20 protein-coding genes and 1 pseudogene are annotated in these 22,489 nt (G+C 65.4%); 10 read left to right on the plus strand and 11 right to left on the minus strand.

Annotation, left to right across the window (positions count from 1 at the left end):
• Positions 1-2: 2 nt before the first annotated feature.
• Complete coding sequence (gene ppk2 / locus E6N53_RS19945; protein WP_142861171.1) at positions 3-836, minus strand: polyphosphate kinase 2; 834 nt, start codon at positions 834-836, stop codon at positions 3-5.
• A 147-nt stretch (positions 837-983) separates the two neighbouring features.
• Between ppk2 and E6N53_RS19950 the strand changes: the two genes are divergently transcribed.
• Positions 984-1,193, plus strand: a complete 210-nt coding sequence (locus E6N53_RS19950; protein ID WP_136591668.1) for a DUF8149 family protein — start codon at positions 984-986, stop codon at positions 1,191-1,193.
• Positions 1,194-1,402: 209 nt separating this feature from the next.
• Here the strand turns inward: E6N53_RS19950 and E6N53_RS19955 are convergent, their stop codons facing one another.
• Entirely contained in the window at positions 1,403-2,224 is an 822-nt protein-coding gene (locus E6N53_RS19955) for an alpha/beta hydrolase (RefSeq protein WP_142861172.1), read from the minus strand.
• Between the two features lie 214 nt (positions 2,225-2,438).
• On the opposite strand from E6N53_RS19955, the pseudogene E6N53_RS19960 reads away from it, so the two are divergent.
• Positions 2,439-2,626, plus strand: a pseudogene (locus tag E6N53_RS19960) (IS1595 family transposase); the annotation flags it as partial.
• A gap of 349 nt (positions 2,627-2,975) precedes the next feature.
• Here E6N53_RS19960 and E6N53_RS19965 read toward each other — a convergent pair.
• Both E6N53_RS19965 and E6N53_RS19970 read right to left on the minus strand, forming a co-directional pair.
• Complete coding sequence (locus E6N53_RS19965; protein WP_142861173.1) at positions 2,976-3,452, minus strand: type II toxin-antitoxin system VapC family toxin; 477 nt, start codon at positions 3,450-3,452, stop codon at positions 2,976-2,978.
• On the minus strand, positions 3,449-3,733 hold the full coding sequence (locus tag E6N53_RS19970) for an AbrB/MazE/SpoVT family DNA-binding domain-containing protein (RefSeq protein ID WP_142861174.1): 285 nt from the start codon (positions 3,731-3,733) through the stop codon (positions 3,449-3,451). The genes E6N53_RS19965 and E6N53_RS19970 overlap by 4 nt, the downstream gene beginning before the upstream one ends.
• Positions 3,734-4,736: 1,003 nt before the next feature.
• On the opposite strand from E6N53_RS19970, the gene E6N53_RS19975 reads away from it, so the two are divergent.
• Complete coding sequence (locus E6N53_RS19975; protein WP_136602657.1) at positions 4,737-6,116, plus strand: Cdc6/Cdc18 family protein; 1,380 nt, start codon at positions 4,737-4,739, stop codon at positions 6,114-6,116.
• A 46-nt stretch (positions 6,117-6,162) separates the two neighbouring features.
• Here E6N53_RS19975 and E6N53_RS19980 read toward each other — a convergent pair whose 3' ends face one another.
• A complete protein-coding gene (locus tag E6N53_RS19980) occupies positions 6,163-7,140 on the minus strand; it encodes an IS1595 family transposase (RefSeq protein ID WP_142861175.1) in 978 nt (325 codons plus the stop codon).
• A 333-nt stretch (positions 7,141-7,473) separates the two neighbouring features.
• Here E6N53_RS19980 and E6N53_RS20860 point away from each other — a divergent pair, with 333 nt between their 5' ends.
• The 7 genes from E6N53_RS20860 to panB all read left to right on the plus strand — a co-directional run bounded on the left by E6N53_RS20860 (position 7,474) and on the right by panB (position 14,148).
• Positions 7,474-7,845 (plus strand): hypothetical protein, encoded by a 372-nt coding sequence (locus tag E6N53_RS20860; RefSeq protein WP_161596611.1) that lies wholly within the window; start codon positions 7,474-7,476, stop codon positions 7,843-7,845.
• On the plus strand, positions 7,842-8,057 hold the full coding sequence (locus tag E6N53_RS19985; RefSeq protein WP_142861176.1) for a cupin domain-containing protein: 216 nt from the start codon (positions 7,842-7,844) through the stop codon (positions 8,055-8,057). Before E6N53_RS20860 ends, E6N53_RS19985 begins: the two co-directional genes overlap by 4 nt.
• A 274-nt stretch (positions 8,058-8,331) precedes the next feature.
• The gene (locus tag E6N53_RS19990) at positions 8,332-9,948 is read left to right on the plus strand and encodes a methyl-accepting chemotaxis protein (RefSeq protein ID WP_142861177.1); all 1,617 of its coding nucleotides are present in this window, start codon (positions 8,332-8,334) and stop codon (positions 9,946-9,948) included.
• Positions 9,949-10,074: 126 nt separating this feature from the next.
• Positions 10,075-10,251, plus strand: a complete 177-nt coding sequence (locus E6N53_RS20865; RefSeq protein WP_161569952.1) for a hypothetical protein — start codon at positions 10,075-10,077, stop codon at positions 10,249-10,251.
• 83 nt (positions 10,252-10,334) lie between these two features.
• On the plus strand, positions 10,335-12,338 hold the full coding sequence (locus E6N53_RS19995) for an aldo/keto reductase (RefSeq protein ID WP_142861178.1): 2,004 nt from the start codon (positions 10,335-10,337) through the stop codon (positions 12,336-12,338).
• Positions 12,335-13,159 (plus strand): CDP-alcohol phosphatidyltransferase family protein, encoded by an 825-nt coding sequence (locus E6N53_RS20000; protein WP_142861179.1) that lies wholly within the window; start codon positions 12,335-12,337, stop codon positions 13,157-13,159. Before E6N53_RS19995 ends, E6N53_RS20000 begins: the two co-directional genes overlap by 4 nt.
• A gap of 155 nt (positions 13,160-13,314) precedes the next feature.
• Positions 13,315-14,148, plus strand: a complete 834-nt coding sequence (panB, locus tag E6N53_RS20005) for a 3-methyl-2-oxobutanoate hydroxymethyltransferase (RefSeq protein WP_142861180.1) — start codon at positions 13,315-13,317, stop codon at positions 14,146-14,148.
• Between the two features lie 116 nt (positions 14,149-14,264).
• On the opposite strand, the gene E6N53_RS21380 is transcribed toward panB, so the two are convergent.
• The 6 genes from E6N53_RS21380 to E6N53_RS20035 form a co-directional block, all read right to left on the minus strand.
• Positions 14,265-15,404 (minus strand): hypothetical protein, encoded by a 1,140-nt coding sequence (locus E6N53_RS21380; protein WP_236642437.1) that lies wholly within the window; start codon positions 15,402-15,404, stop codon positions 14,265-14,267.
• Positions 15,405-16,449: 1,045 nt separating this feature from the next.
• Positions 16,450-17,328, minus strand: a complete 879-nt coding sequence (locus E6N53_RS20015; protein WP_142861181.1) for a universal stress protein — start codon at positions 17,326-17,328, stop codon at positions 16,450-16,452.
• 117 nt (positions 17,329-17,445) lie between these two features.
• Positions 17,446-19,131, minus strand: coding sequence for a proton-conducting transporter transmembrane domain-containing protein (locus tag E6N53_RS20020; RefSeq protein WP_142861182.1), 1,686 nt, complete (start codon positions 19,129-19,131; stop codon positions 17,446-17,448).
• Positions 19,128-20,675, minus strand: a complete 1,548-nt coding sequence (locus E6N53_RS20025) for a proton-conducting transporter transmembrane domain-containing protein (RefSeq protein ID WP_201741212.1) — start codon at positions 20,673-20,675, stop codon at positions 19,128-19,130. The genes E6N53_RS20020 and E6N53_RS20025 overlap by 4 nt, the downstream gene beginning before the upstream one ends.
• A complete protein-coding gene (locus E6N53_RS20030) occupies positions 20,672-22,147 on the minus strand; it encodes a complex I subunit 5 family protein (protein WP_201741213.1) in 1,476 nt (491 codons plus the stop codon). Before E6N53_RS20030 ends, E6N53_RS20025 begins: the two co-directional genes overlap by 4 nt.
• A complete protein-coding gene (locus tag E6N53_RS20035) occupies positions 22,144-22,485 on the minus strand; it encodes a cation:proton antiporter subunit C (protein WP_136591790.1) in 342 nt (113 codons plus the stop codon). Before E6N53_RS20035 ends, E6N53_RS20030 begins: the two co-directional genes overlap by 4 nt.
• Positions 22,486-22,489 lie beyond the last annotated feature (4 nt).

Genomic DNA, 22,489 nt, shown 5'->3' on the forward strand with positions numbered 1-22,489 from the left:
CCTCACTCCTCGTCGACTGGGTTCGACCCGTACACCGCGGGGATCCACGTCTGACTGTCGATCGGCGGACGGTCGTAGGTCCCGCGGTCTTCTCGCGGCGGGAGTTCGATCGGGTCGGGTGTGAGGTCCTCGTAGGGGATCTGCTCGAGCAGGTGGGTGATACAGTTGAGTCGCGCGTGTTTCTTCACGTCGGCGTGGACGACGTGCCATGGGGCCGCCTCGATGTCGGTGTGGACGAACATCTCGTCTTTCGCCTTCGAGTACTCCTCCCACCGTGCGCGCGCCTCAAGGTCCATCGGGCTGAGCTTCCAGCGCTTCTTCGGGTCCTGGTTCCGCTTGCGGAAGCGCCGCTCTTGCTCCTCGTCGCTGATGGAGAACCAGTATTTGATGAGGATCATCCCCGAGTTGACGAGCATCTGCTCGAACGTCGGACACTGTGTCAGGAAGCGTTCGTACTCCTCGTCGGTGCAAAAGCCCATCACCCGTTCGACGCCGGCGCGATTGTACCAGCTGCGGTCGAACAGCACCATCTCGCCTTCGGTGGGGAGGCGCTCGGCGTACCGCTGGAAGTACCACTGCCCACGCTCGCGCTCTGTCGGCTTGCCCAGCGCCTCGATGCGGACCACACGCGGGTTGAGTCGGCGCATGATACGCTTGATGACGCCACCCTTGCCGGCGGCGTCGCGCCCCTCGAACACCACACACACCTTCAGCCCCTCCGCTTCGATCCAGTGTTGCAGTTTCACCAGCTCTTCTTGCAGGCGGTCGAGCTCGCGCTTGTAATCCTTCTTCTTGATCTTCCCGTTCGACTTGTATCGCACGTCAGCTGGGTCCATATGACTATGTTCTTCAGATGATGTTTCGTGTCGTGATAGAGCTACCTCTCGTGCCACCGAGTGCCGTGGCGTCGACGAGCGACCGTCCTCGACCCACACGGGACGGAACCAATCGGGTTTTGAGGGTCGCTTCTCATCGGAGGGACGATGAGCGACGAGAGCGAGCGCCCGACCGTCCCGGTCGTGTGCCCCGACTGCGAGACGACGACCCGCGTCGCCGTGAGCGAGGTGGCGGCGGCCGTCGCGAAACACAACGAGAGCCTCCACGACGGCGAGGACGTCGCACACGTCGACCCCGACGTCGTCGACAGCATCGCCGACCTTGCCGCGGCGGACCTCGGGCTGACCGACGAGTAGCGCGGAGAACACAAAGGGGGATACCAGGAGACGCTGCCGGACGGAGTTGTGACAGACTCCGACACGGATGGGAACAGCCACGGCGTGTCGCTCGGCATCGAAGACCGATCGACAGCCACCGTGCAGCGTGCGCCACGTCGTCCCGAGACGAGACCCGAGCGGAACCGGCGTGACTCTCCCATTTTTGACTTTCGGCCGTATTGATTTATTTAATTGGGAGTTAAGTCCCGGCTCGCGAGCCAGTCGACGAGCGCGTGGAGCGACTGCTCCCACCCCGTGTCGAGCATCATCGCGTGGGCGACGCCGGGCACGAACGTCGCGTCGGTGTCGAACGCCCGTGCCGTCGCTTCGACGGCCCACCGGGGGACGATGCTGTCCTCACCCGCCCCCACCACCAGCGCCGGCACGTCGTCGGGGAGTCGCCCGGTGACGATGGGGGTCGTGAGTTCGGCGAGCGCACGCGGAGACTCCCCTCGGACCTGCGATGCGTAGTCGGCGACGCGGTCGGTGGGGAGGTCGTCGGAGAAGAGCGCACGCCGCAGCGCACGCGGCGAGGCGACACCGGGCCCGAACGCCTGGAGCACGCCGAACTGGAACCAGAGCGCCGGGTCGCGGCCGGCGAACTGGGCGGTCAGTCCGGCCATCCCCTGCGGCGGGAGCGACGCCATGAGTGCGGCACCGGGGGCGTCGTACTGCTGGAGGTAGCGCTGGACGACCACCCCACCCATCGAGTGACCGACGAGGACGGGTGACGCGTCCAGGTGGTTGACCGTCCGTCTCAGGTCTGCGACGAAGTCGTCGACCCCGGCAGTGGTGAGCCGACCGCCGCTCTCGCCGTGTCCGCGGAGGCTCACGGCGTGAGCGGTGTATCCCCGGTCGGCGAGCGCCGGGAGGAAGTGTTCGGCCCAGCACCACGCGCCGACGTACGCGCCGTGGACGAACAGGAGCGGGGGCCCCTCGGCGGCAGGAGGCGAGACGGTGCGGAGTTCCAAGTCGGGCGAGTGAGCGTTCGAGACGGCGCGAGAGAGCACTGACTGATGCTTACGGCGAGGAGTATATGAACGCCACTCGTTCGTCCGGAGTTGCTCTTACGCAAAGCTACGGAAAAGTCAGTCCATTCCGCCGACGTATGGCGGATATGTCCAAAACCTAGCCAGTCTTCGGCGGAATGCTTCGAAACTAATCGACGACGGTATCTTCGAACTTCGAATCGATCCGCTCGAGGAGGGCGTTGAGCGGCGTCTCAAGATTGAGTGTTTGTGGTCACTCTTGCATCCGTGGCTGCGGAAGTTCCGCGGCCTGTCCAAGCAAGGCTTGGAACAGGCCGCTCACACCTTCGCTGCGTTCGGTCATTAAATAGGATTGGCGCGTCGCTGACTGAGACACCTATGGAAATGTGGTGTCTCTCAAACCCCACGTCTTCGACGTGGTGAGGCGGACACTATCAGGTGGTGGAGCGACCGACTCTCACGCATGCACCGCGCGTTCGGGTGTGAATTCCAGCGAGCCCGAGAGGGGAGGTCAAGGGGGAATTAACTTCGCCTGCCCGGTGCGTTGCGGACTCTAAACGGTGAAGCCTCGGAGCTCGACCCCGAGGTGATTCACAGTATACGTGCAGTTCGTGTGCTTTGGTTGCATAGCTCACACTGTCGGATAACCACCACTGCTACGAAAACGCTCGAAGCCACGCTCGCGCCACCGTCATGAACAGGTGTTCGAGCGGGCGATACGGAAACTCGAGATCGAGCGCGAATACTGAGACACCGAATGCGACCTGCTCGATCAGTCGGGACGGACAGTGAGCGAGGGAAAGTACGTCTGATAAAAGCCCGTATCGAAGCTAATCAGTGCAGTGGCATCGGCGACAGCGTGCCCTCCAATGAGAAAGTCAGCAGCAATGTGCTGGCGTGGCGTCAGGTCTCCTCCACACTCCTCACACGCGACACGCTGTGTCTGTCCGCACGCCGGGCACTGGAATCCGTCCGGTCGACGTGACGTGTAGCGCTGGAACTGGCGACCGGCTCGGAACAGGGCGGCGCGAGACGGCTCGGCGAGCTGGATACTGAAGTCCTCGAGAAACTGGTCCAATTCAGCCACGGTCTCGAAGTGACCGTCAGCGGCGAGTTCGGCATAGACGATTGGCGTGACCACGACCTTGCCCTCTCGATACGCCGTTCGGAGAGCGGCCTCACTCGCGTCGGTGTGCGTGTCCTCATACAGAATCGCGAGCAGTGCGTTCGTATCGACCGCCGTAATCACACGTCAGCCTCCGAGTCGGCATCCTCGGCCTCGCGATCGACATCACGAGGGTACGTTCCGCGAAGCCGTCGCATCCGCTCAGGCATCGTGTGGTCGCCCCCAGCACTCCCTCGATACTTTTCGAACGGATCGCCACCCTCTGCAGTCGTCGGTTCTTGCTTCCTGATGGTGTAGCCGGCGTCAGTCTCCTCAAACGCGACTTCGTCGCCCGGTTCGATCCCAAGTTCCTCGCGGATTGGCTTCGGGATGGTCACCTGTCCCTTTGTCGTGACACGGGGCATATTACCGAATTAGACTGTAATACTAAATTAGTATTACGGCTCGATTCGTCCATTAACTTCCATGGACGGAAGTCGGGGTGTTGCAGCCCATCCGATCACATCGAGAAGCTCGCCCCACCGACACGAGCAGGTGTCGGGCCCACGCGAGCGGGGCGTGGTCGTCCACCTCGGGGGTCCGACGGGGGTGGACGTCGCGACCGGGACCCAGTCGACGCTCGCGGTGGTCACCATCTCGGTACCGTACACACCCCCTCCCCGGATTTCAAATGAAATCGGTTCCACGGGAAGGGGAGGGGTGGTTCTCGGGATGGGAACGGACAGTGTCTGAGACGTAGATTCCCGTTATTGAAGGCCTGAAACTACTGATTACGACCGATATCTCTTCATCTCGAACTTGGGAGCTGTTTCTTCTTTATATATAATTACTTGTCTAGGTAAAGTAGTAGTAGTAGTAGAGAGAAAAGAAGCTACTAACATCATCTTCAACGCGTTTCTATCAGTAGTCGTCCCAAGTACTAGATAGTTTATATACTCACCTCCGGTTAAGTTGTTTGTATCCCATCACAATTGGCTTATAAATGATAGATAGAATATTACTCTTTGACGCACCGGATTTCAAATGAATTACTCTCCTACAGCGTCTTTACCTACGTCACAAGCGTCCTAACAGGTGATTCTGGGATTACATCCCACGTGTGGTACCAACGAAGGACCACCCTTTCGCGCGTGAATTCATTTGAAATCCGGGGAGGGGGTGTCCTGCTATTCGTCGTTGGTCGCACCTCATACGAATTCATTTGAAATCCGGTGTTGGGGTATCATCTCCGTGTTCGACTTGCTCACTGAAATCATTTCATCTGAAATGTGGTGTTCGACTTGCCGCTACATCATGCCGCCATCCGTCATTTAACTCCTGCCGCCAACCGGTGTATCTCACTCAGATTCGACTAATATCGATGTCCTTGGGGAAAGAACTAAGCCCATTTCATTTGAAATCCGGTGTATGCCTTCACACACGGAGCAGGTGAAGACCCTCGGCGACTACGCTGCCGAGAAGGGGGCGGTCACGTATTCGCGTTCTAGCTCTCGTGATGATCCGCTTTCTGTTCTCGACGAGCCTGATCCGATTTTCGCCAACGAGGACTTGCTCCGTATCGATTACATTCCCGACCAGGACAAGATCGTCGGACGGGACAAGCAGATCGAGACTGTCGCTCGTCGCCTCAAACCGGCCATCTCAGGCGGGACTGGAAAGGGAACACTCCTTCTCGGGAAGTCTGGGTCCGGGAAGACGCTCGTCACACGCTACGTAAGTCGTGAAGTTGTCGAGCGAGGTCGGACCAATGATGTTCAGATCGGCCGTGCAATCATCGACTGTGCGCAGCGGCGGTCAGAGGTTCAGACGGTTATCCACCTCGCGAAGAGTCTAAACGACCCTGCACGCACTGGTATCACTGTCCCACACTCGGGCATCGCAGCAGGGGCGTACTACGATCGGTTGTGGACCATCATCGACGAGCTCTACGACGCTGTTATCATCGTTCTCGACGAAATCGACCGCCTTGCCCCACCAAATGATGCGATGAACGTCCCGCCCGAGGAAGCCGATGACAGTAAATTCCTCATGCAGCTCTCCCGTGCTGGTGAGGAGAACGACGTCGATGCGGGCATCACCGTCCTCGGCATCAGTAACGATCTGAAATACGGAGACCGACTCGACACCCGTGTCGAGAGTTCGTTCGCACCTGACGAGATCGTCTTTCCTGCATATGATGCAAACCAACTCGGCGACATCCTTACTCGGCGTCGTGGCGCCTACAGAGAGGGTGTTCTTTCAGATGATGTGATCCCTCTCTGCTCGGCGTTCTCGGCACAGGAACACGGCGATGCTCGACGGGCGCTTGATCTCTTTCGGCTCGCTGGCGAGGTAGCACGTGATCAAGATGCAGACCTCGTTCGTGAAGAACACGTCCGAGCAGCTAACGATGACGCCGAGGTGACTCGGATTCAGGATCTGATTCGTGGCTGTCCCGGGCAGGCGAAGATTGCCATTGCCGCCTTTGCCGCGATGGACGAGTTCACGTCGCAGTCGCATTTCAAAGCGACCGAGATGTACCAGGTCTATCGACTCTTCGCAGAATCGATTGACGTGACTGTGCTTGGCCAGAAACGTATCACAGATCAGCTCCGGGAGTACGAAACGCTGAGGATCATCGATATGACTCGGACGAGTGATGGCTATCGTGAGGGCACGTATCTCCAACTCTCACTTCTAGACGAGGCGAGCCTCCTGCTCCAGTCAATCGGGCTTGATGACCGCTGCTCACAGATTCCGATTGATACACAGGTCCGTCAACAGATTGTGAGCATTGTCGGGCGCTGACCTGACCTTTGACTTCCCTGCCAGAACGTGCTGAGAATTCTCGCTCTTATGTAGAATTGCGGAAAGCCCCGATAACGACACAATCGATGGCTGATTCGACGGATTCACCAGCGAGGTTGAGTGAGCGAATGAGACCGAACGTGTGAGCGGCCTGTTCCAAGCCCTGCTTGGACAGGCCGCGGAACTTCCGCAGCCACGGTTGAACCAGTGAAAACAGGCATTCAGCCTGGTTAATGTGGACGCCGTCGGACGATACGTACCGCTCTTTGTGCACAACCGTTCGGTGGCCGAGGTCCATCTCTCGGTACGCTTGGAGGCCGTCGGTCCAGACCTCTCCCAGCGACTGGGAGAGGTCTTCAGCCTCCTGAATCACTGGTTTGAGATCATCTTGATAATCGATGCCGAGTTGGCCCCGGATCACACGAAGCGAGTCGCGGCACGCCGCGACGAGCGTCAACTGATCACCGTGACGCCCCCGCCAGCGTGAGCGGCCTGTCTGGGATGAGCCGCCGCGAGAACGGCTGTTCCGCGGCGGCTCTTGGCCTTTGTAGCCCGAACAGACCGTGCCGGATTCGTCGACTTGCGTCGGTCCATCGGTGGTTTGGTCGAGAAGCTTCCAGACGACGGGGAAGCCGCGCTGAACCGCGGCTTCCACCTCCCGAATCGCCGTGTGAACGGTTTTGTAGGCTCGCCCGAGCAACGGCGCGATCTGGTTGATACTGAGCAGTGTATCGGCGTAGAGCGTGAACGCGAGAAGCACCTCACCGCAGGAGAGGTGCTTCTCGTGGAATGGCGTTCCGTAGGTGTAGACCGGCTTGAAGTTGCAGTCACGGCACCACACGCGGTCGAGATGCGGCCACGTTTGAACGGCGTTGTGCCCACACCGTGGACAGGACGTATTCTCCCAGACTTCCTTGAGTCGCCGCTCGATGCCCGCATCGAGCGGCTCGGTGTCGATCTCGACGACGCCCAGCTCGATCAGCTCTCGAAACATCCCGCCGAACGCCGGCTGAGCAGAAGACATACTCCTAGATTATGGCTGGCTCAGTGTAACTACAGGGTCTTTCCGTAGCTCTACACAAGAGCGGCGAGACTTAACCAACACTCTCGATTGAGACGACCTACTGTTGGTTAAGATTGTCTCGCCCCAACCTTCAACCTCTCTGTTTCCCGACTATAGATATCTGGGCTAGTTGCGGCGCGCACGGTGCGCCCGAGAGCGTCTCTTGACGCGTCTGCACCCGTCGTGGATGGGTTCGACAAAAGACTATACTAGAGGGGGAGAGTACCGGACTAGCCCAGCGGCGCACTGGCGGGCGGTTTTATCACATCCAGGCAGGGAACTATCCGTGCGTTGATGTGTCAGTTACTCGTCGTCGATCGGGTTGGATTTCGAGAGCTCGTCAACAGCGACCTCAACTTCCTCAGGTGTGCGGTCGGTGCCCTTGGCGAGGAAGTCGGTGACGCGCTCGCCGAGGTCACCGATCGCCTCGGTGAACTCTTCAACTTCGACGTTAGAAATCGGCTGGACGAGTGTGTCTCAGTGGGTAAGAAGTTCTCACTGGGTTCCTACAATCCTCTTCGGTGTCTCGGTACGGTCGACGGGGTGGGCAAGTTTGATAGCCCGACTGCGGACCTTTGTCCGCCCCATCGGAGAACATCATGTCGAACTATACTCCCGAATCCAATACCTGAACCGCACCTGCACACGACTACGTCCTCGGTGTGACCCTGTCCATCATCGCGGATGCTGAGACGACCGAGGGTGAGTACCTGGCGCTCGACATGATAGTCCCGCCGCTGTTCGAGAACGACCTTCACACGCACGGACAAAGCGAGGTGTTCCACGTCATCGAGAACGAGACGCGACTCCACGTCGACGGGCGGGAGCAGACGCTCGGCTCAGGCACGTCCGGCTACGCCCCGGGTAGTGATTTATAACTATCCCGATGGGTTTCAGACCACATGAAGATTGCTGTCCGTTCGATTGTTCAGTGGGACAGACAAGCGGCCGTACGCTCGAGTCCCGTCGTCGGAAGGTTCTGCCACCACCGCTGGCTATCTCCTGTGTGGTAACTATCCGTTTCCGAGTTCTTGTGCCACCGGGCGATACCGAGGCTCATCCCCATCGAGGAGGTGACGACCGCCTCCCCAAGTATCAAATTCGAGTCCTTCAGGGGAAACCCTGATATCGGGTACTCGAAATCGAGCGCGTATGTTGAGTCACCTCCTCGCTGTGACGAAATCGGTTCGGTCCTCCGGCGGAAGCGACAGCGCGCGTCGAACAGGCGGTCACGGGACGAAGACCGTCCTCGACGCGACACCGGCGTCCATCGTCGAGAGCATGATGGACGGCCTGAGCTACTCGATGTTCATCGTCGACAGCGAGGGGACGTTCACCCACGCGAACGCGGAGTGTCGGGAGATGTTCAATCGCGAGGTCGGCGAACTGCAGGGAACGAACCTCTTCGAGTACGGCGAGGCCGACAACAGCGTCATGCGCCGGGTTCTCGACACCGGCGAACCCGTCCAGAACATGGACGACACCGTCGTCGTCGACGGTGAGGAGATACCCGTCAGTCGCTCCGTCCTCCCGTTCGTCGACGAACGGGGGACCGTCACCGGCGCCCTCGAGATCAATCGGAACATCTCCCAGCGAGCCACCCTGGAGGCGCAGGAGCGAGCACTCGAAGCCTACCAGCAGGAGGTCGTCGCCGCGCTGAAGGAGAACCTCGCGAGTCTCAGCGAGGGCGACCTGACCATCCAGCCCACGGTGCCGGAGCCGGAGTCGGAGTTCCCCGCCGTCGAGGCCGTCCACGAGGAGTTCTCCGAGATGGCGTCGGACCTCGACTTCGCGGTCACCCGACTCAGAGAGATGCTCACGACCGTCCAGCGCCACGCCCACTCGCTCACCGAGATCGGGAACGACATCGCCGCGGCGGGTGAGCAGACCCGGAGTTCCATCCGTGAGATCGACGACTCCAGCGAGCAGGTCGCACAGACGGTCGAGGCACAGGCCCACCGGGCCGACACTGCCGAGGAGGACGCCGCAGAGCTCTCGGCGACCATCGAGGAGATCACGGCCAGTACCCAGGAACTCACCTCCGTCTCCGAGGAGACCGCGGCGACCGCCGCCGAAGGCGGCGAGGACGCCGAGCGGGCCATCGAGCGGATGGAGGCGACGCTCGCCGCATCCCGGCGGAACCTGGAGATGATCGACGAGATCGAAGCGCAGATGACGGCCATCGACGAGATGACCACGATGATCGACCGGCTGGCCGAACAGACCAGCCTCCTCGCGCTGAACGCCAACATCGAAGCCGCCCACGCTGGCCGCGACGGAAGCGGGTTCAAGGTCGTCGCCGACGAGGTCCGCGCGCTCGCCGAGGAGTCGAAAGAGGCGGTCGGCGAGATCGACGAGAGCGTCACGGAACTCGAGACGGGTGTCACACAGACCGCCGAGACCATCGAGACCAGCAACGAGGAGGTCGAGCGCGGGGCGCGGGCGGTTCAGGCAGTCGTCGACCGGATCGACGAGATCGACGACGCGGTCGCGGAGACGAACAGCGGTCTCTCGGAGATCTCGCGGGCGACCGAGAACCAGGTGACTCACGTCGAGAACGTCCATCGAGCCGTCGAGGAGACAGCTCGCGCGAGCCAGGAAGTCAGCGCCCAGGTCGAAGAGATATCCGCGGGGATCAGCCAGCAGACCGACAGTGTCGCGGAGATCGCGACACGGTCGGCCGAAGTCGACGAGGTCTCACAGGAACTGTCGACGATGCTCGACTCGTTCCGCCTCCACGACGACGAGACGACCCGCCCCACGCGGTGAGCCGAGAGGCTTTTCCGCCGAATCGTCCGTCTCCTGGCGATATTTGCGGCGTAATCGCACAGTCGTCTTCGGAACGGGTGGTGTGAAGAGGCGTTAAGTACGCTGTGCGGCGGACATACAGATAGAATGCTCGGGTCCGCCGATCGAACCAAGACGCTGGCATCGCGCGACTGGTACGTCCAGCGTGTCGAGTGCGAACTGTGTCAAGAGGTCCAGCTGTGTACCGAGCGCTGTCAGATGCTCACCTGCCGGGAGTGTCAGGCGTCGCTCCTGCCGACACCGGGGCTCCTCACCGGGCGGTAGCCGTCACGGCGACGGCGCGCGATGGCGGTCGAGCGTCCCGCATCGACCACGGGGTATTTGTTCGCCACTCCCAACTCCTGACCGTGGACTGTGTATTCGTCGGAGCGGGTGCCGTCGCCGAGAAGTACGCGGCCGGGCTCACGGACACGTCGCTCCGGCTGACGGCTGTCTGCGACCGCGACGCGGACCGGGCTCACTCCATTGCGGCCGACACCGGCGCGACGCCGTACACCGACCTCACGGCGCTGCTCGCGAGCGAACCCGCCTCGCTGGTGGTGAACCTCACGAGTCACGCGGCGCACGCGCCGGTCACCGACGAGTGTCTCGCTGCCGGACGGCACGTGTTCTCCGAGAAGCCGCTGGCGCTCGACCCCAACAGAGCCGACCGCCTGGTCGAGTCGGCGCGAGAACGGGGGCTCGCGCTCGGCTGTGCACCCATCAACCATCGGGGTGACGCCCAGCGGCACGCCCGTTCGTTTCTCGCCGACGGCCGCCTCGGCGAGGTCAGACTCGCGTACGCGACGGCGCACGTCGGCCGGGTGACGTCGTGGCACAGCCGGCCCGAATCGTTCCTCGCCGTCGGTCCGCTGTACGACGGTGCCGTCTACCCCCTCTCGCTGCTCGTCTCCTGGTTCGGTCCGGTCGAGCGGGTGCGTCGCGCCGACGCGCTCGACGCGTGGCCGGGTGACCGAACGGGGGGAGACGACGCCCGCCCACCCCACGTCGAGGCGACGCTCGCGTTCGCCGCCGGCGTCCAGGTCTCTCTCCGGGCGAGCTTCTACGTCGACCACCGCAGCCGGGAGTTCTACGGGCTCGAACTCCACGGCGACGACGGCACGCTCTACCTCCGAGATGCGGGCGCGCAGGCGGCCGAAACCGAGTCGGTGACGGTCCGCGGCGGCGAGCGCGAGCCGACGGCGGCACCACACCCGTTCCCGCGGCGGGAACGGCCGTACCTCGCCGGCCCCGAACGGCTGGCACGAGCCGTCGAGCACGGCCACCGCCCCGAGGCGAGCGCCCGACGCTCTGCCCACGTCGTCCGGGTGTGTGCGGCCATCGAAGCCGCCGCCGCGTCCGGCGGGTCGGTCCCAGTCGACGGCCCTACATGCCCGACGCCGACGCTCACCCCACCACCGGTTCGCCCCTCGTCCCCGTCTCCCCGGCAGGGGCGGAGTGAGGGTCAAGCTCAGCGTCAGGGCCGGAAAGCCATCCGGCTCCCACCGGTCGGCTTCGGCTGCTCGCGCTACCGCGACGGCGACTACGTCGACCGCATCGACTCGGTCGCGACGGCACTCGACGCCGGCTACCGGCTGTTCGACTCGGCCGAACTGTACGGCAACGAGTCACGTATCGGCGACCTGCTCGCCGCGCCCGGTTCGCCCGACCGGGAGTCGCTGTTCGTCCTCGGGAAACCCTGGAACACCAACCACGGCCCCGGCCACCTCCGCGAGGCGTGCGAAGGCTCGCTCGCCGAACTCGGCATCGACGCGTTCGACTGTTACGCGCTGCACTGGCCCGACGCCTGGACGTATCAGGGCCCGCTCCGCGAACTCACGTCGCTCCCAGTCGACGAACAGGAGCGACTGACGTTCCCGACCGACGAGAACGGCGAGCCCGCCCGCGCCGACCACGGCCTGCTCGACACCTGGCGGCGGCTCGAACGCCTGCAGGAAGCGGGGCTGACCCGGACGCTCGGCCTCTGTAACGTGACCGTCCCACAGGTGGCACGGGTGGTCGACGAGGCGACGGAGCCGCCCGCGCTCGTCCAGGTGGAGCGCCACCCGTACCGCCCACGGGAAGAGCTCGTCGCGTGGTGTCACGCGCGGGGGATTCGCGTGCTCGCGCACTCGCCGCTGTCGGCTCCGGGACTGCTCGCCGACCCGGTCGTCGAGTCGGTCGCCGACGACGTCGGGACGTCGCCCGCGGCGGTCGTCCTCGCGTGGAACGTCCAGCGTGGGGTGGTGCCCATCCCCTCGAGCGTCGATCCGGACCACGTCGTCGCGAACCTCGCGGCCGCACGGCTCCGCCTCTCCGAGACACAGCTGGCGCGGCTAGACGGCCTCGCCGACCCGTCGTTCGAGCGATGAGCACGGTGACACGCTCGGGCGACAGCGTTCCCCCGGCGCTCCGACGGCGCTGGTGGCTGGCCGTCGCGTTCGCCACCACCGGGACACTCGCGACCGCAGCGGCCCTCGTGCGTGCGTTCGACGCCACGGCGGCGGGTCGGTGGCTCCTCGCCGCCGTACCGGTCGCGGGCTACCAGCTGTGGTTCCTCCGTCGGTTCCTCGGGGCGAACCGTCCGGGAGTCTCCGCACCACCCACAGACCCAGCGCGTGCGTCTCGGGACGTCTCACCGACGCTCGGGCTAGCCAACGCCGTCACGGTCTCGCGGGGGTGGCTGTACGCCGCTGCGGCCGGCTTCCTCCTCGTCGTTCCGCCGCCGCAGAGCCTCTGGCGGTGGGGGCCGCTCGTCCTCTATGGGGCCGGCGCTGCGCTCGACGCCGTCGACGGCTACCTCGCGCGGACGGTGGGCCAAGAGACCGAACTCGGCGCGAAACTGGACATGGCGTTCGACACGCTTGGCTTCCTCGTCGCGCCGCTCGTCGGTGTCGTCTGGGGCCGCCTCCCGGTGTGGTACCTCTCTCTCTCGCTCGCACGCTACCTGTTCAAACTCGGGCGGGGGTGGCGGCGTCGACGGGATAAGCCGGTGTACGACCTCCCCGAGAGTCGGGTTCGACGGCCGCTCGCCGGGGTACAGATGGCGTTCATCACGGTCGCGCTCTGCCCGCTCGTTCCCGTCAGTGTGGTGTGGCCCGTCGCGGCCGTCGTCGTCACGCCCTCGCTGCTCGTCTTCGCCCGCGACTACCTCGTCGTGGCCGGCCATCTCGAAGCGCGCGCCAGCGGCTGAGGCTGTCGACGTCCCGGTGTGTCACCCCGAGCGGGTGTCCTCGAACTCGAGCGTCTCGGCGACGGGTTCGGCAAGGGTCGGCCGCGGTGCGCCCTCGTGGTGCGGCGGCAACCGCTAACGAACAGTATACAGTGTCGCTGTGGGACGGCTACTGTATGGGCCGCACGTCGATTCCAGAGCTCAACGAGAAGTACGAACGCGGGACGCCGCTCACGATGCTGACCGCGTACGATGCGCCGATCGCCCGCCAGGTCGACAGCGGCGGCGTCGATATGATCCTCGTCGGCGACAGTGCCGGCGACAACCACCTGGGCTACGACGGCACGCTCCCGGTGACGCTCGCGGAGGCGTTGTCGAATACGGCGGCGGTCGACCGGGCAGTGGAGGAGGCGATGGTGATCGGCGACATGCCGTTTCTGTCGTACGGAACCTCGCTCGAGCAGTCAGTCGAGAACGCCGGTCGGTTCATGAAGGAAGCCGGCGCGGACGCCGTGAAACTGGAGACCGCACCGTACGGCGAGACGACCATCGAGATCGTCTCTCGGCTCACCGAACTGGGGGTGCCTGTCGTGGGGCACATCGGGCTGACTCCACAACGGATGAAACAGATCGGGGGTGGGTACGTCCAGGGACGGGGTGACGGCAGCTCAGCCACGGTGGAGGCGCTGGTAGAGACCGCGGAATCGCTGGAAGCCGCTGGTGCCTTCTCCATCATCCTCGAGGCGGTCACAGAAGAGACTGGACGGCGGGTCACCGACGCAGTAGACGTGCCGACGATCGGAATCGGGGCAGGACGGTACGTCGACGGACAGGTGCTCGTCGTCACTGACGTCTTGGGGCTGAGCGAGGAGTCGTACCGCCTCTCGAAGCAGTACGCCGACCTGAACTCGGTCGTGCACGCGTCGGTGCAGTCGTACGTCGACGAGGTTCGAAGCGGGGCGTTTCCGGCTGCCGAACACGTCTTCGACCCGGTCGAAGAACAGGAGTGAACAACGCCCAGAGCAGTGGATGCAGCAGACAACCGATCTTCACACAGATACTCAGCGTGAGCCGCCTCCCGCTCCGAACCGTAGTGGTTACGCGTCGGGCGAGGCGCAGTGGCGGATTAGTTCACGCTTTTCGACAGCTCAGCACCTGCCTTGAACTTCACGTCGTTCGACGCACGACCCGCGTTCACTAAGTGCAACACTGGTGCATCCAACGCGAGATGCGTCAGCACGACAGCCTCGTCTCCACCCGAACCCGCACTCCGCCCCGGTTTCTTCCGCACCCAATGGTCATGGGTCGCTCTCCCACCCTCCGCAGAGAGCACTCCTGCCTTTACCAACGCCGCAACAGACCCCGAGTCGAGACGGGCCCCTCGTCGCGCACGCTCACCCGAGAGCGACCGTTCCACAGTGTCTCCAAGCTCGTCTCCATCCGCATCTCCATCAAACGCGCCGAGGTCGACACCGACCACGTGCGCCGCATCCGCCATCGTCAACACGGTCACGGCGTCCTCGTACAACGCCGCGTCGTCGATGACCCACCCACCCGAATAGACGAGCTGCCCGTCACTCTCGGCCCGCCCCACGTACAACAACGCCGGGAACGCGTGCGGACACCCCGGCGGCTGGGCCATCACCTGTGACACGAGCGTATCGAAGATGAACGGACTCGACTTCCCGCCACCGCCCGACGCGGCACTCCACCCCATGTCTGCGATTCCGGCCTGGTAGATCGCTTCGGTCGATGACTCGGGACCGTCCGAACCACCCTCGATGGACCCCCGTATCGTCGCCGGTCCCCCATCGGCTTCCGGCGGCGAATTGACGATTACCAGCGTCCCGTCGCTCGTCCGAATCGCCTCGAGGCTGCCGCCCGTCGCAGTCGGACCCGAAACGGCGGCCACGAAATGTTCGGTCGTCTCACACACCTCTCTGGGACTGCCAGACTCCTCTCGGTCATCACAGTCGCTCAACCCATCGCCGTCTGAGTCGGCGTCCCCCCACGAGTAGACCCGTCCACTGGTATCGGGGCGTCCCGTCATGTAGTCGATGAGTCGCTTCGGCGTCACCGCGTCCGCGATACTCCCGTTCCCACCCGGTACCTCCGCATCGGGCAGACACACCGTGAACCGCTCGGCTACGATGGGGTCGTCGTCCAGATACGCAAGGATTGGTTTCAGTTCGTCGTCGGTAACGGCGCTATCGGGGGATGCGATAGTGCTTCGATTGCTCCGGGTGTTGTTGTAGTTCGCCGCCACCACTGCGGATGACGTAACCCAACCCTCCAGTCCGACTTCGCCGGAGACACCGCGCGACCCAGCAGAGAGCGTCGGCGTCAGTCGACGCGTGTGTGGTTTACCCAACGCGAACTGCTCGGTTCGCTCCCCCGCGAACGCCGCCGCAGGTGATGCTCCCGTATTCGTCACTGCCGACGCCACTCGCCCCAGACACCCACTGAGTCCACTCCCGACAACCATACCGCTCACCGCGAGTAGCTTTCGTCGGCTAATGGTAGCACGTGACGCACGACGTGTGTGACCGGTCCGTCTTCGTGCAGTCATAATCGGCCTGTCGAAGCAGCGTATTATAATAAGTGTTTATTATTCACGAAACAAAAAATGTAAGAATTTTATATATACGTGTGCGGTACGCAACACGACCACAGAAACCGTCCTGGAGACTACCAGACCCCGCGTGTGACAGACAGAGGGTGGCTTCAGCGGTCTCGGACCCGCCCCTCGTCGTCTGAGTCGAGCGGTGACGGTCCCCCTCAAAACTCCTTCCGACGACTAGCCGAGTCGTGTGGAACGGAGTCGGTGAGACGCTCGACGAACGTGACGACTGTGGCATATCCCTCGCTCGCGTGCTCTCGAGTAATCCCGGCAACGCCTGCGCTCACCCGACGGGCGGGTGTCCTGACGGTGACGGACTCGTCCGCGAAGAGTTGCCCATAAGAGAGAGTGGGCGCAAACCACGACAGTCTTCCAGGGGGGCGCAGAGAGCTGTACCCATCCGATTGGCTCCGTAGGAACTCCCCTCGTAAGGGAAGCGGCCGTCAAGATATAACATTATCGACATTATTATCACAGCTGAGTTTCAGATGACTCACTCACTGCAGGGAGTCACGACCGACGGACGACTGCTGACACGGCACGAAGGGACGGCGCGAGACACCCCCGTGGTGAGGGGTTTTGGAGGTGTCTCGAACGAGAGTCGCCCTCGTTCAGGCATAAGTGGAGTGGCAAACTGGTTAGTGCTACAGAGGGGGTGCGCCACCGCCACACACCGAACAGCCGACACCGGTCAGGGCACCACGGTCACAGGGACGGACACGCGACTGAGGACGGCCTCAGCGAGCGACCCCTTCAGCACGCCCCGGAATCGGCTGACGGGCGACCGTCCGACGACGACGTGGTCGACGTCGTTGTCTCGGACCCACGTCGCGAGGCAGGCGACCGGGTCGCCACACTCGGTCGCGACCGAGAGTGACCGGTCGTGTCGCGCAGCGATCCGCTGTGCCGCCACGAGCACTCGTTCGCCGTCCGCGTCGGGGCCGGTCCGGTCCGTCGCGTCGCCGCCGTCGCCCAATGTGACGACCCGGTTCGCCGCCGCCTCTGTCGTGGCCACGAACACGGCGGTGACGTCAGCGCCCGGGAACCGGGTGAACGCGTACCGCAGCGCGTCGCGTGCACGGGGTGACCCGTCGAACGGGACCAACACCCGACGTGGGCGTGGGGGCCGTACGGGGTCGTCCTCGGTCGGGGCCGTCCGAAGCACCGTCACAGGGACCGGCGTCCGCCGAATCACCGCGCACGAGACGCTCCCGAGGAGCCGCGTCGCCGTCCCGGAGAGCCCTCGCGACCCCATCACGACCTCGTCGAAGCCCTGTGCGGCGATGTATCTGGGCACCTCGTCGCGCGGGCGGCCATACAGCAGCACCGTCTGGACGTCACCTGTACGGTCGGTTCCGGCGGCCACCGCCTCTGCCAGCAACCGCCGTCGGTCCTCGAAGACGCGCGCGTGCCGCCGGCCATCGTGACCGCCCGCCTTGGTGTGGTCGGGGAACGGCTGGACGACGTGGAACACCGTGACGTCGCCGTCGGGGAACTGCTCGAACGCGTACGCGATGGCGAGCCGCGACTGGTCGGAGCCGTCGAACGGAACGGCCACCCGGGTCGTCATGCGCCCGTCACCTCCGCGCGCGGGGAGGCGGGACGACGGCGAGCGAACGCGCTGGAGCGGTCGGGAGCCGGTACAACCGTGTGTTGGATCAGTGGAGTCATGGGTGGATAGGTGGGGTCACGCGAGGGCCGCGACGACGAGCGCGAGTGCGGCGGTCGCGACGAGCGCCCCGATGGCCGCGTGGAGCGCCGTATCCGCAGTCTCGGGGTCGCGGCCGACGGCCGACTCGAGGCGGTCGACGACCCGCGACCGGGCGAGCGCGACCGTCACACCGACGCGGACGGCGAACGCCGACGTCCCGATGGCGACCCGCGCGGCGAGCGGGTGGAGCACGCGGTCGACGTCGACGACGGGCACGCGACCGAGCGGCCGTCTGAGGGCCGCAAAGGCCACGACGCCGACGGCGACGACCGCGAGCGCCTTCGTGAGTTCGCTCGTCGCGTACGGCGCGAACCCGCCGGGGTCGCCGGCGAACGCACCGAGGAACGTCGCCGGGAAGACGCCGAACGCCACGGACGGGATGGCGACGACGACGAGCGACAGCGACAGCGCCGGCGACGCGGGAGCGACCCGCCGTGGCTCCGACGTCCGGCGGACGAACGCGTAGTAGCCGAACTTGACGAACGACAGGACCGTCCCGACGCCGCCGACGACGAGCGCCCACCACAGGAGGTCGCCGCCAGCGCCCTCAACGGCCTTCGTGACGAGTCCCTTGCTGACGAATCCCGAGAAGCCGGGGACGCCCGTGATGGCGAGCGCCGCGACCAGGAACGTGACGAACGTGAGCGGCATCGTCGAGGCCAGTCCGCCGAGGCGCTTGAGCGACGCCTCACCGGTCCGGACGATGATCGCGCCGGCGACCATGAACAGCAGGCCCTTGTAGAGGACGTTCGCGGTCAGGTGGGCGAACGCGCCGGTGACGCCGGCGGCCGTGCCGATTCCGATGGCGACGGTCATGTACCCGACCTGTGACATGATGTGATAGGACAGCAGGCGGCGCATGTCCGTCTGGAGGACGGCCTGTGTCACGCCGTACAGCACCATCGCGCCGCCCATCCACGCGACGAGGGCGTTCCCGTCCGGGGCGAGGCGAGCGAGGGTGTACACCGCGACCTTCGTCGTGAAGGCGGCCAGGACGACGCTCGCCGCGACGTGTGGCCGAGCGTACGTGTCGGGCAGCCACGCGTGGAGGCCGACGAATCCGAGGTTGACGCCGACACCGGCGAGTGCGAGCGCCGTCGGGAGGCCGGCGGTGAAGCCGCCGTCGTAGCGGAACGTCCCCGCGGCGGCGTAGTGGAGCGCGACGGCCGCGACCAGGAGCGTCCCGCCGACGAGGTGGTAGACGGCGTAGCGGAACGCCGGGCGGACCGCGCTTCCCCCGTGGTGCCAGACGAGGACCGTCGCGGTCACCGCCAGAAGCTCCCACGCGACGAGCAGCGTCAGCCAGTCGCCGGCGAGGACGGCCGCGACGCCCGCGCCCATGTAGGTGAGCGCGTACACCGTCTGCCGGGCGTCCGCGTCGGTCGCGTAACCGTAGAGGACGTTGACCGCGGCGACGAAGCCGAACAGTGCGGCGACCGGTCGGGTGAGGCCGTCGACCCGGAACAGGACCTGCTCGAAGCCGAACGGCGTCACCGCCACCGTCGTCCCGGCGGGGACGGTCAGCACCCAGGGGACGGTCGCTCCGACGAGACCGACCGCCAGCCCGGTTCCGAGCCGTCGCGGCAGCACCGACACGGCCACCACTGCCACCAGGTAGACGACCCAGGGAGGGACGGCCGACAGCACGGTCGCGTCGGTCATCCGAACACCTCCACCACGACCGCCTCGGCGAGCGACCAGAACGGGAAGGCGGTCGGGGCGAGGCCCATGAGCACTGCCAGCCCCGCGGTGGCCACTACCGGGGCGAGGAGCAGTGGGGAGGCCTCACGCGTGAGCGACCGGCGCTCCCACGTCGTCTGCTCGACGTACCCGCCGTCGGTCGCGTGCGGCGGCGCGAAGGGGTGCCGACTCTCGGAGGTGTCGCTCCCCCGCCGGCCGAAGAAGGCCGTGTAGACCACCGGCCAGAAGTATAGCAGCTTCAGCACGCCGGCGACGAGATACGCGACGACGAGCGCCGGGTGTGGGCTCGCCGCCGCGCCGACGACGAGGTGGAACTTGCTGACGAAGCCGGCGACGAGCGGGAAACCGATGAGGCCGGCCGCGGCGATAGCGAACGCCGTCATGGTCATCGGGAGCCGTCGACCCACACCCGCGAGGTCGGAGACGTACTTCTCGCCGGTCTCGACGTAGATGAGTCCCGCGGCGAAGAACAGCGAGATCTTCATGAACGCGTGGGCGACGACGTGAATGAACGCGCCGAAGACGGCGACGGGCGTCGCCAGCGCGAGGCCGAGCGCGATGTACGCGAGGTGGCTCACCGTCGAGTACGCCAGCCCGCGCTTGAGGTTGTCCTGACGGAGTCCGACGACGCCCGCGACGACCATCGTCGCAGCGGCGGCGGCGGCCAGCGGGAGGGCGAGACCGAGGTCCCACGTCGTCTCGGGTCCAAAGACGTACAGGACGGTCCGGCCGAGCGCGAAGACGCCGCTCTTGACGACGGCGACGGCGTGCAGCAGGCCGGAGACGGGCGTCGGCGCGACCATCGCGGTGGGCAGCCAGCCGTGCAGCGGGACGAGCGCCGTCTTCACCCCGAAGCCGACCACGAGCAGGACGAAGGCGACGCGGGCGAGCATCGTGTCCACGGCACCCAGCGCATCGATGCCACCCGCGGTGAACGTCACCGTTCCGGTGAGCACGCCGACGAGCACGATGCCGCCGAGCGCGGCAACGCCGCCGCCGAGCGTGTACGCGATGTACTGCCGGCCGGCGGCGCGCGCCTTCGTCGTCCCTGCGTGGACGACGAGCGGGTACGTCGCGAGCGTCAGCAGTTCGTAGAACACGAACAGCGTGAGCAGGTTCGCGGCGAACGCGACGCCCATCGTGGCGGCGATGCTCGCCGCGAAGGCGGCGAAGTACCGCGTCTGTGCGTGCTCGTCGAGCGCGTACAGGTAGCCGATGCTGTAGACGCTCGTCACGAGCCACAACAGCGCGGCGAGCAGCGCGAACAGGAGCGCGGCGGCGTCGGCGCGGAGCGCGAACGGGATGCCGGCGAACGACCCGAGCGGCGTGACGAGCGTCGTCGGGGATTGGACGGCGAGCCAGACGGTCACGAGCGTCGCCGTCGCCGTCGCGAGCGTCACGGCCTCCCGGAAGAACGGGCGGGAACGGGCGGCGTAGATGAGCGGCACTGCCAGCGTGGGGAGCGCCACCGCCGCAAGCGGCAGCGCGGAGACGGTGTCGGTCACAGCCACCCCTCCACGACGGGAGCGAACCACGCGGCCAGTGCCGTCGAGCCGAGACCGACGAGCACCGTCGCGAGGGCGGCCACGACGACGAAGGCGACCGCACGGTCACCGGACGGGACGGCCGCGTGACCGCCGCCGTCGGCGGCTACTGGTTCGACCCCGTGGCCGGCGGGCGCGAGGTACAACCGCTCGACGACGCGACCAGCGTACGCGAGCGAGAGGAGCGTGCTGAGCAACACGACAACGACGACCACCCACGCGCGGGCATCGACGGCCGCGACGGCCAGATACCACTTGCCGGCGAAGCCGACGGTCGGGGGGAGGCCGACGAGCGAGACGAGCGCGACGCCGACCGCCGCAGCCGTCAGCGGGGCGTCGCGACCGAGACCCGCGTAGCTGTCGACGGTGGTCGCGTCAAACCGCTCAGCAAACACTCCCGTTGCGGCGTAGAGGCCGCCTTTGGCGACGGCGTTCGCCACCAGCAGGACGAGCGCGGCGGTCACCGCGGCGGGCGTGGCGATGGCGATACCGAAGACGACGAGCCCCATCTGCAGCACCGACGAGTACGCGAGCAGTCGGCGCACGTCGGACTGTCGGAGCGCGAGGAAGCCGCCGGCGGCGACGCTCGCGACGCCGACGACCAACAGACTGCCCCGGACGAGCGGGACGGCGTCGAGGAACGAGGCGGTGAACACGTCGAAGACGAGGCGGACGAGCGCGTAACCGGGGACGGTCGACCCGAGCGTCGCGAGGAGCGCGCTCACGTCGGGCGTGGCTGCGGCGTACGCGTCCGGCTTCCACGCCTGCAGCGGGAACAGCGCGAGTTTTACCCCCAGTCCGACCGTCACGAGGACGAACGCCGTGACGACGAGCGGCGAGTCGTAGCCGACGGCCGCGAGTGCGACCCGGAGGTCGGCCATCGCGAGCGTCCCGGTGGCGACGTACAGGTAGCCGACGCCGAGGAGGTACAGCGTCGCGCCGATGGTCCCGACGACGAGGTAGTGGAACGCAGCCAGTGCCGCTCGCGTCCCGCGGCGGCCGGCGACCAGCGCGTACGCGGCGAGCCCGGATATCTCGAGGAAGACGTAGAGGTTGAACACGTCGGCCGTGACGGCGATTCCGGTGAGGCCGGCGACGAACAGGAGCCAGAGGCTGTCGGTCGGGCCCGTCGTGTCGGTGCGGACGGTGAGAGAGAGCGCGGCCGCGGCCACGGCGACGAGGAGGACGAACACGCTCGAGACGGCGTCGGCGCGCAGGCCGATTCCGACCGCTGCGGGCAGCCCCCCGACGACGTACGTCCGCGGCCCCGTTGTGGCGACGGCGACGAGGACGGCGACCGCGAGCCCGACCTGGCCGACGAGGACGCCCGCGGTGAGCCGACGCGAGAGGACGGGGCGGCGGGCACCGAGCACGACCGGGACGAGCGCACCGACGATGGGGACGGTGACGAGCAGGGGAAGCAGGTGACTCACGGCCGTGCCTCCCGAATCGCCCGTTCGCTGAACGTGCCGTGTTCGTCGTACAGCCGGACGACCAGCGCCAGCGCGACGGCCGTGACGCTCACGCCGACGACGATGGCCGTCAGGATGAGGACGTGCGGCAGCGGGTTGACGAACGGTCCCGTCGCAGAGAGCAGCGGCGCGCGGCCGTCGGCGCGGAACGCGGCCGTGATGAAGAAGAGGAACACGCCGGTCTGGAACACGTTGAGTCCGACGACCTTCTTCACCAGGTTGTCGTCGTCGACGAGGACGAACAGGCCGATGCCGACGAGGAGCGCGTAGACGACGTACGCTCCGCGCGACCCGACCATCGCA

It is taken from the genome of Salinigranum halophilum (assembly GCF_007004735.1).
GTDB classification, from domain to species: domain Archaea; phylum Halobacteriota; class Halobacteria; order Halobacteriales; family Haloferacaceae; genus Salinigranum; species Salinigranum halophilum.

What these genes read in the sequence shown, in the direction of transcription:
- E6N53_RS20020 (WP_142861182.1), bottom strand. Translation starts at nt 19,131, where the DNA reads ATGACCGACGCGACCGTGCTGTCGGCCGTCCCTCCCTGGGTCGTCTAC.
- E6N53_RS20865 (WP_161569952.1), top strand. Translation starts at nt 10,075, where the DNA reads ATGCTCGGGTCCGCCGATCGAACCAAGACGCTGGCATCGCGCGACTGG.
- E6N53_RS20000 (WP_142861179.1), top strand. Translation starts at nt 12,335, where the DNA reads ATGAGCACGGTGACACGCTCGGGCGACAGCGTTCCCCCGGCGCTCCGA.
- ppk2 (WP_142861171.1), bottom strand. Translation starts at nt 836, where the DNA reads ATGGACCCAGCTGACGTGCGATACAAGTCGAACGGGAAGATCAAGAAG.
- E6N53_RS19980 (WP_142861175.1), bottom strand. Translation starts at nt 7,140, where the DNA reads ATGTCTTCTGCTCAGCCGGCGTTCGGCGGGATGTTTCGAGAGCTGATC.
- E6N53_RS20035 (WP_136591790.1), bottom strand. Translation starts at nt 22,485, where the DNA reads ATGGTCGGGTCGCGCGGAGCGTACGTCGTCTACGCGCTCCTCGTCGGC.
- E6N53_RS20015 (WP_142861181.1), bottom strand. Translation starts at nt 17,328, where the DNA reads ATGACGACCCGGGTGGCCGTTCCGTTCGACGGCTCCGACCAGTCGCGG.
- E6N53_RS19950 (WP_136591668.1), top strand. Translation starts at nt 984, where the DNA reads ATGAGCGACGAGAGCGAGCGCCCGACCGTCCCGGTCGTGTGCCCCGAC.
- E6N53_RS20860 (WP_161596611.1), top strand. Translation starts at nt 7,474, where the DNA reads ATGTGTCAGTTACTCGTCGTCGATCGGGTTGGATTTCGAGAGCTCGTC.
- E6N53_RS19990 (WP_142861177.1), top strand. Translation starts at nt 8,332, where the DNA reads ATGTTGAGTCACCTCCTCGCTGTGACGAAATCGGTTCGGTCCTCCGGC.
- E6N53_RS19970 (WP_142861174.1), bottom strand. Translation starts at nt 3,733, where the DNA reads ATGCCCCGTGTCACGACAAAGGGACAGGTGACCATCCCGAAGCCAATC.
- E6N53_RS19975 (WP_136602657.1), top strand. Translation starts at nt 4,737, where the DNA reads ATGCCTTCACACACGGAGCAGGTGAAGACCCTCGGCGACTACGCTGCC.
- panB (WP_142861180.1), top strand. Translation starts at nt 13,315, where the DNA reads ATGGGCCGCACGTCGATTCCAGAGCTCAACGAGAAGTACGAACGCGGG.